Genomic DNA, 13,913 nt, shown 5'->3' with positions numbered 1-13,913 from the left:
TATGGGTTTGATTCACCGGGGGTTTCACGCTCCGGTACGCGTGGGTCACTTGGGGCCCGGGCGTGTTCCGCGCGGTGCGCGGCGGGGGGCCGTCGGCCCTGCCCGACGGGCACGGTTGGCGTTTAGGGTGGGAAGGGCCCGCCCACGACGGCACAAGGGTGCGCGACCACACCAGGAGGCAAAGTGAACGGCGACCGGGACGAGATCAACGGAGGTTGGAACCCGCCCGTCGACGATCAGTCCGACGCGGACGCCGCCGAGATGACGGGTGAGTTCACCATCGACTACACCCCTCCGGCCTGGTACACCCAGAACGCGTCGGGTGGTTCGACCGGTGGCGCGCCCACGCCTCCCCCGCCGACCGGCGCGCCGGTCGCGGTACCCGGACTCCCGACGAGCGGCGGCTACGAGCCGACCTGGACGCCTACGCCCCCGCCCGCCGCGCCGATTCCGGCCCCGGCCCCGGCCCCGGCTCCGATGCCCGCGCCCGTGGCGCCGGCCGCTCCCGCGCCGGTCGCTCCCGTGGCGCCCGCGCCCTTCGGCGGTGGCGACGTGGAGAGCGGGGCGACGATGCGCTTCTCCCCCGCCGCGCTGAAGCGCGAGATGGCGGAGCGCGACCAGGCCGCGGACCAGCCGGCCCCGGCCGAGCCCCCGGTCGCCGCGCCCGTCGCCGCCCCCGTCGCCGCCCTGGACACGAACGGGACGCCGGAGACGGAGCCTGCGGTGGACACGGACACCCCGGAGCCGGTCGCCGAGACCGCGGACGAGGCCGTCACGACGGACGCCGAGGCGGCGCCGGGCGATGCCGACGAGACGCCCGTCGCGGCGGCCGAGGACACGGCCCCCGAGGCCGAGGCCGAGACCGCGTCGGAGCCCGAGGCTCAGGAGCCCGCCGTCGCCGAGGTCGCGGCGCCGGTCCAGGACGCCGACGAGCCCGCCCCCGCGCGGGACGCCACGCCCGCCGAAGGCCTCGCCGTCGGTCCGCCGCCCGCCGAGCCCGCGCCCGTCGCGCCCGCCGAGCCGCAGGACCTCGTGCCCGGCCCCGGGCTGCCGCCCGCCCAGCCCGCGCCCGGCGTGGCTCCCGTACCGCCTCAGAGCACCGGGCTGCCGCCGCTGCCGCCCTCGTTCCAGCCCGCGACGCCCGCGCCCGCGCCGCAGTGGCCCGCGCAGACGGCCCCGGCCGAGCAGCCGCCCGCCGCGCCGATGCCCGCCGCCGCCTCCTGGCCCGCCCCGCCGGTCCCGGCGCCCGCGCAGCCGCCGCAGGGCGGGTACGGGTTCCCGCAGCCCCCGGTCGCCGAGCAGCCGCACGCCCAGCAGCCGCAGGGCGGTTACGGCTTCCCGCACCCTGGCCAGCCGCAGGCGCAGCCCCAGGACGGCCCGCCCGCCCCCGCGCCCGCACCGCCGCAGGTCCCGCAGCCGCCGCAGGGTGGTTACGGTTTCCCGCAGCCGGGTCAGCCGCAGCCGTTCCCCGGCCAGCCGCAGCCGCCGCAGGGTGGTTACGGCTTCCCGCACCCCGGCCAGCCGCAGCCGCAGGACGGCCCGCCCGCCCCGCCGCAGGCCCCGCAGCCGCCGCAGGCCGGCTACGGCTTCCCCCAGCCCGGTCAGCCGCAGCCGCAGCCGTTCCCCGGGCAGGCCCAGCCGCCGCAGGCCGGCTACGGCTTCCCGCACCCCGGTCAGCCGCAGCCGCTGCCGCAGGACGGCGCGCCCGTGCCCGTGCCGCCGCAGGCCCCGCAGCCGGGGAGTCTGCCGCCCGACTACGTCGTGCCGGCCGGGCCGGTCGACCCCCGGACCGGGGCCGCGTGGCCCACGGCCGTGACGCACGACCAGCGCGAGCGGTCCGTGCCGGGTGCCCCGCTCGGGTACAACGCGGCCGTCGAGCTGTCCTCCGACCGGCTGCTGCGCAACAACAAGCAGAAGGCCAAGTCCAGCCGCAATCCCGGCGCTTCGGCCCGGTTCAAGCTGGGCGGCAAGAAGGAGGAGGCGGAGCGGCAGCGGAAGCTGGAGCTGATCCGTACGCCGGTGCTCTCCTGCTACCGGATCGCGGTCATCTCGCTGAAGGGCGGTGTCGGCAAGACCACGACGACCACCGCGTTGGGCGCGACCCTGGCCACCGAGCGGCAGGACAAGATCCTGGCGATCGACGCCAACCCGGACGCCGGCACGCTCGGGCGCCGGGTGCGCCGTGAGACCGGGGCGACCATCCGCGACCTGGTGCAGGCGATCCCGTACCTCAACTCGTACATGGACATCCGCCGCTTCACCTCGCAGGCGCCGTCCGGTCTGGAGATCCTCGCCAACGACGTGGACCCGGCCGTCTCGACGACCTTCAACGACGAGGACTACCGGCGGGCGATCGACGTCCTGGGCAAGCAGTACCCGATCATCCTGACCGACTCCGGCACCGGTCTGCTGTACAGCGCGATGCGCGGGGTGCTCGACCTGGCCGATCAGCTGATCATCATCTCCACGCCGTCCGTGGACGGCGCCTCCAGCGCCTCCACGACGCTCGACTGGCTCTCCGCGCACGGGTACGCGGAGCTGGTGCAGCGTTCGATCACCGTCATCTCGGGGGTCCGCGAGACCGGCAAGATGATCAAGGTCGAGGACATCGTGCAGCACTTCCAGACGCGCTGCCGCGGGGTGGTCGTGGTGCCGTTCGACGAGCACCTGGCGGCGGGCGCCGAGGTCGACCTCGACATGATGCGGCCGAAGACCCGCGAGGCGTACTTCCACCTCTCGGCGATGGTGGCCGAGGACTTCGTACGGGCGCAGCAGGTGCAGGGGCTGTGGACCGGCGACGGTCAGGGCGGGCTGCCCCCGCACATGGCCCCGCCGATGCCGGGCCACCAGATGCCCGGTCAGCCCGCACCGGGCCAGCCGATGCCCGGTCAGCCGTACCCACCGCAGCAGCCGTACCCGCAGCAGGGGCAGCCCGCGCCGGGCCAGCCGTATCCGGCGCAGCCCTACCCGCAGCCGGGTCAGCCGGGTCAGCCGTACGGAGCACCGCCCGCACCCGGACAGGCGTACGGGGCGCAGCCCGGTCAGCCCGCGGTGCCGCAGGGCTGGCAGCAGCAGCCGGCGCAGCCGCTCCCGCCGCAGGCCGATCCGCAGGGGCAGGTCCCGCCGCCCAACTGGCCGCAGCAGCAGCCTCCGCAGGCTCCGCCAGCCCCTCAGCAGTAAGGCGTCACAGGAGTAGACCAATGAGACCCCGTACCGGTGTTCCGGTACGGGGTCTCTTGGCATTCCCGCAGCCCACACGGGGTTTGAGACATCGTTGACGACGGCAGACCACCGCTGATACACCTTCGCTTCATCCATCGTCAGCCCAAGATCCACGGCACTTCCCACGACGCACGCATCCCGACGCGAGGTCACGTCCCATGGTCATGGTCACGAAGGCTCCACCCCGTCCGGCACCCACTTACAGAGCTCTCCGCCTGCTCGTCGCCGGCGGTGTCGCCGCCGCCTCGCTCGTGGCCGTCCCGCAGTCGGCGCAGGCCGCGCGGGCCGAGGACGGCAAGGCGGGCTCCGGCACCACGCTCACCGTCGCCGTCTCGCAGAGCGTCGACTCCCTGTCGCCCTTCCTCGCCCAGAAGCTGGTCTCCACCAGCATCCACCGGCTGGCCTACGAGTACCTGACCAACTACGACCCGAAGGACGCGCACACCGTCCCGGGCCTCGCGACCGCGTGGAAGTCCTCGCCGGACAAGCTCACCTGGACGTACACGATCCGCAAGGACTCGAAGTGGTCCGACGGGCGGCAGGCGACCGCAGAGGACGCGGCGTGGACCTTCCGCAAGATGATGACCGACCCGAACGCGGCGACGGCCAACGGCAGCTTCACGGCCAACTTCAAGAACGTCAGCGCACCCGACCCGCAGACCCTCGTCATCGAGCTGAAGCAGCCGCAGGCGACGATGACGGCGCTGGACGTGCCGATCGTGCCCAAGCACGTCTGGGAGAAGGTCTCCGACTTCTCCAAGTTCAACAACGACCGGCAGTTCCCGATCGTCGGCAACGGCCCGTTCGTCATCACGGACTACAAGGTCGACCAGTACATCAAGCTGAAGCCCAACAAGGACTTCTGGCGCGGGGCGCCCAAGTTCGACGAGCTGGTCTTCAAGTACTACAAGGACGGGGACGCGGCCGTCGCCGCCCTCCAGAAGGGCGAGGTGTCCTTCGTACCGAACCTGACGCCCGCCCAGGCCGCCGCGCTGAAGACCCAGAAGGACATCAAGGTCAACGACGCCCCCGGCCGCCGCTTCTTCGCGCTGGCCACCAACCCGGGCGCCCGCGCCCAGGACGGCAAGACCTTCGGCAACGGGCACAAGGCGCTGCTCGACCCGGAGGTGCGCAAGGCGCTCTTCCTCGCCGTGGACCGCGCCACCCTCGTCGACAAGGTCTTCCAGGGGCACGCCGTCGAGGGCGAGGGCTACATCCCGCCGCGCTTCGGCTCGTACTTCTGGCAGCCCTCCGCCGAGCAGAAGCGCGGGTACGATCCGGCCAGGGCCGAGCAGGTCCTCGACGCCGCCGGATACCGGAAGAACGGCGACGGCAAGCGGGTCGGCAAGGACGGCAAGCCGCTCGACTTCCGCATCCTGTGCCACGCCACCGACCCGAACGACAAGGCGATCGGCAAGTACCTCCAGGAGTGGTGGGGCAAGCTGGGCATCGGGCTGAAGGTCGAGTGCCTCGACAGCGTCTCCGACCCGTGGGTCAAGGGCGACTACGACCTCGCCTTCGACGGCTGGTCGGTCAACCCGGACCCGGACTACGTCCTGTCGATCCACACCTGTGGCGCGCTGCCCGCGACCCCGAAGGACTCCGGCGCCACCGACAACTTCATCTGCGACCCGCGCTTCGACGCGCTGTACGCGCAGCAGGCCGTCGAGTACGACGCCGCCAAGCGGTCCGCGCTGGTCAAGCAGATGCAGGCGCGGCTCTACGACACCGGGTACATGAACGTCATCGCGTACCCGAACGCCCTGGAGGCGTACCGCACCGACCAGATCCGCTCCATCACGACGATGCCCGAGGCGGCCGGCAACCTCTGGGGCCAGGACGGCTACTGGAGCTGGTGGTCGGCCGTCCCCGCCGCCCAGGCCTCCGACGAGACGTCCGGCTCCTCCTCCACCGGGATGATCGTCGGGATCGGTGCCGCCGTCGTGGTGCTCCTCGGCGTCGGGATCTTCCTGGGCATGCGCCGCCGCTCCACCTCCGACGACCGCGAGTAGCCGGTGACGAGCGCAAGCACTCCCGCCTCCGTGGCACGGACCGAACCGGTCCGCGCCGCGGAGGGCGGCGCACCACGGTCCGCCACCGCTCTCGCGTATCTGCGCCACGCGGCGGGGAAGGTGGCCGGCGCGGCCGTCTCCCTCCTCGCCGTGCTCGTCACCAGTTTCTTCCTCTTCCGGATCATCCCCGGCGACCCGGTCAAGGCGATGACCCACGGACTGCCGACCTCGGCCGAGCAACTGGCCACGCTCCGCCACCAGTTCGGCCTCGACCAGCCGGTGTGGCAGCAGTTCACCGACTACTGCGCCAAGGCACTGAGCGGCGACCTCGGCACGTCCTTCCAGTTCCGCGCCCCGGTCGGCGAGCTCATCGCCCAGAAGCTGCCCGCGACCCTGCTGCTCACCGGCACGGCCGTGGTGCTCTACTCGGCGCTCGGGCTGTGGCTCGGCACCCGCTCCGCCTGGCGTCACGGCAGCCTCGGCGACCGGCTCAACACCGGGGTGGCGCTGACCCTGTGGTCGGTGCCGTCGTTCTGGCTCGGACTGCTGCTGATCATCGTGTTCTCGGTGGGCATGGGCCCCATCCCGGGGCTCTTCCCGACCGGCGGCATGGAGTCGGGCACCGGCGAGACCGGCTTCGCGTACGCGCTCGACGTCGCCCACCACATGGTGCTCCCGGTGCTGACGCTGGTCGCCGTGGGCTACGCCCAGACCCTCCTGGTGATGCGCTCCTCGCTCCTCGACGAGATGGGCGGCGACTACCTGACCACCGCCCGGGCGAAGGGGCTGCGCGACGACGCCGTACGGCGCCGGCACGCCGTACCGAACGCGCTGCTGCCGACGGTGACGATGGTCTTCATCAACCTCGGGCACGTGGTCGCCGGTTCGATCCTGGTGGAGACGGTCTTCTCCTGGCCGGGGCTCGGCGGGCTGTTCTACCAGGGCCTGAGCGTGCCCGACCTGCCGCTGGTGCAGGGCCTGTTCGTGGTCTTCGCCGGCGCGATGATCGTGATGAACCTGATCGCCGACCTGCTCTATCCGCTGCTCGACCCCCGGGTGGGCCGATGACCTCTCTGACCTGGGAACGCAGGCGCGGCACCGTCGCCCGCTTCTGGAAGTCCTACCGCGCCCACCGGGCCGGCCTGTACGGCCTGCTGGGGCTCGCCCTGATCGCGCTGCTCGCGCTGACCGCGCCGCTGACCGTCGGCGCCGACGTGCAGTCGGTGACCGACGCGCCGGGCACGGCCCTGGAGCCGCCCAGCGCCGCGTTCCCGCTCGGCACCGACCAGTTCGGGCGTTCGCTGCTCGGCCTGCTGGTGTGGGGCGCGCGGATCTCGCTGCTCGTCGGGCTGCTCGCGGCGACCCTGTCCGTCGCCATCGGCACCCTCGTCGGGATCATCGCCGGGCACTACGGCGGCTGGTTCTCCACCGTCGTCATGCGGATCACCGACTGGTTCCTGGTGATGCCGACGCTGGTCCTCGCGATCGTCCTGGCGACCGTGATGTCCCGCTCGATGTGGACGGTGGTCCTCGCGATCGGCGTGACCAGCTGGCCGACGACGGCCCGGCTGGTGCGGGCGCAGACGATCGCGGTGGAGTCCCGCCCGTACATCGAACGGGCGACCGCGCTCGGCGGCGGGCACGGGCACGTCATGACCCGGCACGTGCTGCCGAACGTCATGCCGCTGGTGCTCGCGCAGACCACGCTCGGCATCTCGACGGCCATCCTCACCGAGGCGACCCTGGCCTTCCTCGGGCTCGGCGACCCCACCGTCGTCTCCTGGGGCGGCATGCTCCAGGACGCGCGGGAGGCGGGCGCCGTCTCGTCCGGCCACTGGTGGTACCTGGCCCCGCCCGGCATCGCCATCGCGCTGGTCGCGCTCGCGTTCACGCTGTGCGGGCGGGCCGTGGAGGCCGTGCTCAACCCGAAGCTGGGGGTGGGTCGATGACCCTTCTGGAGGTACGGAACCTGAGCGTGACCTACGGGTCGGGGGCGGCGGCCGTCCCCGCCGTGCGCGGCGTCGACCTGAGCCTGCCCGCCGGCACCAAACTGGGGGTGGCCGGCGAGTCCGGCTGCGGGAAGTCGACGATGGCGCTCGCGCTGCTGCGACTGCTCCCCGCCTCGGCGCGGATGACCGGGGAGATCCTGCTCGACGGCGAGGACGTCCTCACCATGAAGTGGGGGCGGCTGCGCGCGGTGCGCTGGGCGGGCGCCTCGATCGTCTTCCAGGGCGCCATGCACTCGCTGAACGCGGTCCGGCGGATCGGGGACCAGATCGCCGAACCGCTGCTCGTGCACGGCCGGTCCACCCCGGCGGCGGCCCGCCGCCGGGCCGGGGAACTCCTGGAGCACGTGGGACTGCCGGCCGCGCGGGCGGCGGCCTATCCGCACGAGCTGTCCGGCGGGCAACGGCAGCGCGTGATGATCGCGATGGCGCTGGCCTGCGATCCGCGGCTGATCGTGGCGGACGAGCCGACGACCGCGCTCGACGTGATGATCCAGGCGCAGATCCTGCGCCTGATCGAGCAGCTGGTCGCCGAGCAGGACATCGGCCTGCTGATGATCAGCCACGATCTGGCCGTGCTCGCCGACACCTGCGACCGGCTCGCGGTGATGTACGCGGGGCGGGTCGTCGAGGAGGGCCCGGCGAAGGCCGTGTACGAGGCCGCCGCGCACCCCTACGGGCGGGCGCTGTCCGGGGCGTTCCCGCGCATCGGCGACCCGGCCTCCCGGCGGGCCCCGCGCGGCCTGCCGGGCGACCCGCCGGACCCGGCCGCGCTGCCGGGCGGCTGCACCTTCCACCCCCGCTGCCCGGTGGCGGTGGACCTCTGCGCGGAGCGGGACCAGGAGCTGCGGGACGCGGGCGCGGGGCGCCGGGCGGCCTGCGTACACGTGGGGAGCACCACTTGAGCACGGGCACGGGCACGGACATGGGCACGGACACGGGTACGGGCACACCGGGGCCGGAGCCGGAGCCGCTGCTGTCGGCGCGCGGGCTGCGGGTCGTCTTCCCGGGGCGGCGGGGCGGTCCGCCCGCGCGGGCGGTGGACGGGGTGGACCTCGACATCGGCGCGGGCGAGATCGTCGCCCTGGTCGGCGAGTCGGGGTGCGGCAAGACCACGCTGGCCCGGTCACTGCTCGGCCTGGTCCGGCCGAGCGGGGGTCAGGTGGCGTTCGCGGGGACGCCGCTCACGTACTCGGGGAAGGCGCTCAAGGCGTACCGCAAGCGGGCCCAGCTGGTGCTCCAGGACCCGAGCGGCTCGCTGAACCCGCGGCACACGGTCTACGACGCGGTGGCGGAGGGGCTGCGCATCCACGGGTACGCGGGCGACGAGCGGGCCGCGGTCTGCGAGGCGCTGTCCCGGGCGGGGCTGCGGCCACCGGAGCGGTTCCTGCTGCGCTACCCGCACGAGCTGTCCGGCGGGCAGCGGCAGCGGGTCGTCATCGCGGGCGCGCTGGTCCTGGAGCCCGAGCTGATCGTCGCGGACGAGCCGGTCGCCTCACTGGACGCGTCGGTGCGCGGCGAGATCCTGGCACTGCTGCTGCGGCTGCGCGACGAGCTGGGCCTGTCGGCGCTGGTCGTGACCCACGACCTGGGTCTCGCGTGGAACATCGCGGACCGGGTGGCGGTGATGTACCTGGGCCGGATCGTGGAGACCGGCCCGGTCGAGTCCGTCCTGACGGATCCCCGACACCCGTACACGCAGGCCCTGTTGTCGGTGCTTCCGGAGTCCGGTGGCGAGCCGGTGGTGCTGACCGGCGAGCCCCCGGACCCCGCACGCGTCCCGCCCGGCTGCCGCTTCCACGTGCGCTGCCAGGTGCTCGCCGCCGGCCGGGCCGCGGAGGTCGCGGACCGCTGCCGGACCGAGGACCTGCCGCTCCTCGGCGGCGGCGGACAGCGGGCGGCGGCCTGCCACTGGGCGGGCCGGGAGGCGGCGGGGGGCTGAGCGCGGCGGGCCGCCTGGGGGCCTCGCGGGTCAGGCGACGGAGCGGACCGGGATCACGGGGCGCGGCGCGTGGCCGACGATCCGGCGGACGGCGAGGTCCGGCTGGCGCGCCGGCTCCCCGTCGGTCCAGCGGCCCAGGCACACATCTCGGCGGCGTGTCGGGGCCGGCCGGGGCCGGGAACACCCCGCTCCTCGGCCTGCGCGCACGGTGGCCCCGGAGCCCCGGTTCGGCCGGACGGCCCTGCCGGAGCGCCGGGCGACCGGAGTCAGCCCCGGTCGTACGCCCCGGTGAGCTCGCGGCTGCGCTTGACGTCGTCGGCCATCGCCGCGAGCAGGTCGTCGAGGGTGTCGAACTTGAGCATGCCGCGCACGTACGCCAGGAAGTCGACGGCCACGTGCAGGCCGTACAGGTCCAGGCCCACGCGGTCGATCGCGTACGCCTCGACGGTCCGCTCCGTACCGTCGAACTGCGGGTTCGTGCCGACCGAGATCGCGGCGGGCATCCGCTCGCCGGCGGCCGTCAGCCAGCCCGCGTAGACGCCGTCGGCGGGGATCGCGGTGTGCGGCAGGGTCTCGACGTTGGCCGTCGGGAAGCCCAGCTCGCGGCCGCGCTGGGCACCGCGCACGACGATGCCCTCGACGCGGTGCGGGCGGCCCAGGATCTCGGCGGCGCCGGTCATGTCGCCCTCGGCGACCAGGCGTCGGGTGAGCGTCGAGGAGAACGGCTCCCCGCCGCCCGCCGCGCCGGTCACGCGCAGGTCGATGACCTCGACGTCGTAGTCGTACGTGGTCCCCAGCTCGGCCAGGACGTCGACGTTCCCGGCGGCGCGGTGGCCGAAGCGGAAGTTCGGGCCCTCGATGACGCGCTTGGCGTGCAGCTTGTCGACCAGGACCTTCACGATGAAGTCCGCCGGGGACAGCTGTGAGAACTCGGACGTGAACGGCAGGATCAGCAGCGCGTCCACTCCCAGCTCCGCCATCAGCTCGGCGCGCCGGTGGTGCGGGGCGAGCAGCGGCGGGTGGCTGCCGGGGCGCACCACCTCGGAGGGGTGCGGGTCGAAGGTGACGACGACCGAGGGGATGCCGAGCTCGCGGGCGCGCGCCACGGCACGCCCGATGATCAGCTGGTGCCCTCGGTGCACCCCGTCGTAGGAACCGATGGTGACGACGCTGCGCCCCCAGTCCTGGGGGATGTCCTCCAAGCCACGCCAGCGCTGCACTGTGACCGCTCCTCGTCCGCCTGTACCCAAGTCCGCGTGTACGCCTGTTGGCGCAGGTCTAAGACTGCCATGAGCATGCGGCCACGTCGGCATCGGCATGGGTGAGGTGACCTTCGTTACGGCGCACAGCACCTCGCGGAGTTCGGCGCGCAGGAAACGGGAGGCGCCGGTGCCGGGTGCGGCGAGGACGGGGGCGAGGGCGTCGCGGACCGCCGGCTGGGGTCCCGCGAGCAGCCGTACGACCAGGGGGTGGAGCACGCTGCGGGCCGTCGGCCCCTCTTCGAGGCGGCTGTCGACGAAGGCGGCGACCAGGCCGGCGCCCTCCGGGTGCCGCTCGGCGTACTCGGCGACGAGCTCGGCGGCGGCCCGCGCCAGGCGCGGGGTGGGGACGGTGGCGAGCAGCCGCAGGACCGCCGCGGGTTCATGGCCGTGCAGGCGGGTACGGAGGGCGGCGAGGACGGGTCCGGGATGGGTGACGAGCGCGGCGCCGAGCGCGTCCACGGGAACGGCCGGCTCGGCGAGGGCGCGCGGCAGGTGCCTGGCCCGGGAGTCCGGGTCGCGGACGAGCAGGGCGAGCGCGGGCCCGTGCAGGGCGCGGTCGGCGGGCCGGGCGAGCAGCGCGAGGGCCGCGAAGCGCAGCGTGGCCCGCTCGGCGTCGCTCGTCACGTGCGGGGCGACGAGCCGCCCGTACGCCGCGGCGGCCGTGCGCCGTTCGGGACGCCCGTCGTCGTGGGCCCAGCGGTCGACGGCCCGGCAAAGCGCGGCCGGCTCGTCCTCGGCGAGCGCGCCGAGCAGTCCCTCGGCTAGCGGATGGGCGGTGGCGACCAGGGCCTCGCACAGGTCGTCGACGGCGAGCCCGCGGTGGGTGTGCAGCACCGCCTGCGCGGCCGTGCCGACACTGGCCCCGGGCGCGGCGGCCAACGGCCGCTCGTCCCCGAACCAGCGGCACAACAGCGGCTGCACGCCCCTGGGGTCGGCCGCGAGCAGCCCGGCGACGGCGTCGAGGAACCGGGGCGGAGCACCCGCCCCGGGCGCGGGGTCCGCAGGCACCAGCCGCCGCAGCAGATCCACCCGCTCCCCGACGGGCAACCGCAGCCCCGCCCAGAATCGGGCCCCGAACCCGGGGAAGACCCCCTGGGCCCCGGGCCGCGCCCCGAGATGGTCGGCGAGACGCCGCAGAACGGGCAGGTACGGCCTGAGGTCCCGCATCCCACCCAACACCCCGACGAGCAGCCGCGAGGCCCACCAGACGCCTTCGACGGGCTCGGCGGGGGCGGGGGTCGGGACGCGGGCAGGGTCGTGAGCCGAGGCAGGGCCCCGGGCCCCGACGCCTCCGCCCGCTCCCCCGCCCCCTCCCCCGTCGGCGAAGCCCGCGAGCGCGTCCGCCAGTGTGAGGAGTCGGGTCGACAGGGCCTCCGGGCCCTGGTCGTGGTGGAGGTGGTGGAGGGCCTGGAGGACGGGGCCGATGCGGTGGCGGGGGACCGGGAGGGCGGCGGGTGGGGGTGGTTGGTGGACCAGGGAGTGGAGGGCGCGGTCGATGTCCAGGTGGGCGCCCTGGAGCCAGTCGGCGAGCTCCTCGTGGGCGAAGCGGTAGCCGGCGCCCGCGGGGACCAGCAGGGCCTCGGTGAGGACCGCGGAGGCCCAGCCGGTGGGCCAGGGGAAGAGCTCCTCGAAGGACTCCCGGTCCAGCTCGCCCTGCCCGGGGCCGAGGCAGCGGCGGGCGGCCTCGTGGACCTGGCCGCTGACCCGCGCGGCGAGGAGCCGCACGCCCGTCCCGCGCACCACGGGCCGGGTGCCGGCGGCGATCCGTACCGCGACCCGCAGGCACATCAGGGCGAGGTGGGCGGCGAAGATCTCGTCCCGGCCGGGGCGGCCGGCGGCCTCGCCCCGGGTGGCGGCGCGGATCTCGCCGAGGAGCCGCAGGGCCAGCGGGTGCCGGGCGTCCTCCTCGGCGATCCCGTCGTCGGGGACGGCGTGGTGGCGCCGGGCCTCGCGCGCCGCTGCCTCGGTGAGCCCGCCCAGGACGACGGTCCTCGGCTCCGTGACGTACAGCGGTCCGGCCTGCTCCCAGTGTTCCGGGCGGCAGGCATTCACCAGCCGGGCCCCGTGGGCGGCGAGCCACTGCTCGGTGGCGGCCGTCCAGGCGGCGAGGCGGTGGGCGAGCAGCGGCGGCATCTCCTCGGGGCCGTCGAGCAGGACCAGGAGCGGCCGGTGGGCGGCGCGGGCGAGGGCGGCGGCCTGTTCGGGGGTGGCGCTCGCGGGGTCGCCGGGGGTGCCGGAGGCGGCGGCGACCCGCCCGGCGCGGTACAGGGCCCGGCCGATCGCCTCGGCCACGGAGCGGTCGTCGGACCGCAGGTCGGCGCCGCGCAGCCAGACGGTGGGCGCGGGGGCCGGGCCCCGGGCGCGCCGGGCGGCGAGGCCCGCGAGGGCGGTGCTGCGGCCGCTGCCGGGCGCGCCGACGACGGCGAGCACGAGGGCCTCGCCGTCGTCCCGTACGCGGCCCGCGGGGAGTTCCTCGCGGGTGCCGGTGGTGGTGGCGGTCAGCTCCAGGACGCCGGCCAGGTTGAGGTCGCGGCCGTAGGCGGGGACGGTGGCGGCGTTGCGCAGCAGCAGGGCGGCGAGCGGCCCGGCGGGTGGGAGCGGCGGGGCCGGGGGCGCCGTGGAGAGCGGCGAGGGGGGCGAGGGGGGCGTCGGCCGGGCCGAGTGTGGGGGGCAGGGGATCGGCAGGGCGTGGCCCGCGGCGCGCCGGTCGCCGTGCAGGGCGGTGCCGAGGACGGCGAGGACGGCTCCGGTGGCGGGGTCGAGGACAGGGCCTCCGACGGCCGGGCCGCCGGCGTGCAGCGCTTCGGCGCCCTCGGTGCCGATGGCCAGTTCGAGGGCGGGGCCCGCGGTGCCGCCGAGGACCCGTGCCTCGCGCCAGCCGTGCGCGGGGATCCGTACGTACGTGCCGGGCTCGATGCCGTGGCGGGCGGCGAGGGGCAGCGGGCGGCCGGTGAGTCCTTCGGCGCGGACGAGCGCGAGTCCGCTGTCGGGCAGCAGGGTGAGGTCGGCGGGGCCGACCCGGAGGGCGCCCCCGTCGGGGGTGCGCAGCAGGAGGGCGGTGCGGCCTTCGACCACCTCGTGGCCGGTGAGCACCGTGCCCTGGTGGTCGGCGAGGAAGCCGGTGCCGCACGGACGCCCGGCCGGATCCTCGATCCGCACCAGTTCCGTCAGGTCCCCGCTCCCCATGGTCCGACGGTAGGTCGACGGTGATCACGGGGAAAAGCTCCCGGCCGAACGCGCCCCCGCGCACTCCCCCCGTTCGCTTCGAGCGCCCGCCCGAAAGGGTGAGTACGCGATCACCGGCGGGACAGGGACCCGGCGGAGGGGGATCGTGGGGGGGGGCCCCCGGGGGGGCCCCCCCCCCCGGGGGGGGGGCGGCCCCCCCCCCCCCCCCACGGCCGCCCCCCCCGGCCCCCGCCGCCCCCCCGAGGGGAATAACCCGCCCCCCCCCGCGCAACACACCCCCCCC

At 75.1% G+C, this 13,913-nt stretch carries 7 protein-coding genes; 6 read left to right on the top strand and 1 reads right to left on the bottom strand.

Annotation, left to right across the window (positions count from 1 at the left end; translation table 11 throughout):
- The first annotated feature begins 183 nt into the window (after positions 1-183).
- The 6 genes from ACZ3ZE_RS30670 (at position 184) to ACZ3ZE_RS30645 (ending at position 9,182) form a co-directional block, all read left to right on the top strand.
- Positions 184-3,180, top strand: coding sequence for an SCO5717 family growth-regulating ATPase (locus ACZ3ZE_RS30670; RefSeq protein WP_467261501.1), 2,997 nt, complete (start codon positions 184-186; stop codon positions 3,178-3,180).
- 206 nt (positions 3,181-3,386) lie between these two features.
- Positions 3,387-5,234, top strand: coding sequence for an ABC transporter substrate-binding protein (locus ACZ3ZE_RS30665; protein ID WP_361626224.1), 1,848 nt, complete (start codon positions 3,387-3,389; stop codon positions 5,232-5,234).
- Between the two features lie 3 nt (positions 5,235-5,237).
- Positions 5,238-6,302: an ABC transporter permease gene (locus ACZ3ZE_RS30660; RefSeq protein ID WP_467261499.1), complete on the top strand. Its 1,065-nt coding sequence runs from the start codon at positions 5,238-5,240 to the stop codon at positions 6,300-6,302.
- Entirely contained in the window at positions 6,299-7,183 is an 885-nt protein-coding gene (locus tag ACZ3ZE_RS30655) for an ABC transporter permease (protein ID WP_361177488.1), read from the top strand. The genes ACZ3ZE_RS30660 and ACZ3ZE_RS30655 overlap by 4 nt, the downstream gene beginning before the upstream one ends.
- A complete protein-coding gene (locus ACZ3ZE_RS30650; protein ID WP_361177490.1) occupies positions 7,180-8,145 on the top strand; it encodes an ABC transporter ATP-binding protein in 966 nt (321 codons plus the stop codon). Before ACZ3ZE_RS30655 ends, ACZ3ZE_RS30650 begins: the two co-directional genes overlap by 4 nt.
- A gap of 20 nt (positions 8,146-8,165) precedes the next feature.
- Positions 8,166-9,182, top strand: a complete 1,017-nt coding sequence (locus tag ACZ3ZE_RS30645; RefSeq protein ID WP_467261519.1) for an oligopeptide/dipeptide ABC transporter ATP-binding protein — start codon at positions 8,166-8,168, stop codon at positions 9,180-9,182.
- A 266-nt stretch (positions 9,183-9,448) separates the two neighbouring features.
- Here ACZ3ZE_RS30645 and ACZ3ZE_RS30640 read toward each other — a convergent pair whose 3' ends face one another.
- Positions 9,449-10,402 carry a bifunctional riboflavin kinase/FAD synthetase gene (locus ACZ3ZE_RS30640; protein WP_361626218.1) on the bottom strand — a complete coding sequence of 318 codons (954 nt, stop codon included), beginning with the start codon at positions 10,400-10,402 and terminating at the stop codon, positions 9,449-9,451.
- Between the last annotated feature and the right edge of the window lie 3,511 nt (positions 10,403-13,913).

Source organism: Streptomyces sp. NPDC023157 (assembly GCF_055560575.1).
The sequence above is the reverse complement of the archived record's forward strand: the minus strand, read 5'-3'. Positions and strand labels throughout refer to the sequence as shown.

Bases quoted from the DNA above. Each gene is read 5' to 3' on its own strand.
- ACZ3ZE_RS30665 (WP_361626224.1), top strand. From the start codon at position 3,387: ATGGTCACGAAGGCTCCACCCCGTCCGGCACCCACTTACAGAGCTCTC.
- ACZ3ZE_RS30655 (WP_361177488.1), top strand. From the start codon at position 6,299: ATGACCTCTCTGACCTGGGAACGCAGGCGCGGCACCGTCGCCCGCTTC.
- ACZ3ZE_RS30650 (WP_361177490.1), top strand. From the start codon at position 7,180: ATGACCCTTCTGGAGGTACGGAACCTGAGCGTGACCTACGGGTCGGGG.
- ACZ3ZE_RS30645 (WP_467261519.1), top strand. From the start codon at position 8,166: ATGGGCACGGACACGGGTACGGGCACACCGGGGCCGGAGCCGGAGCCG.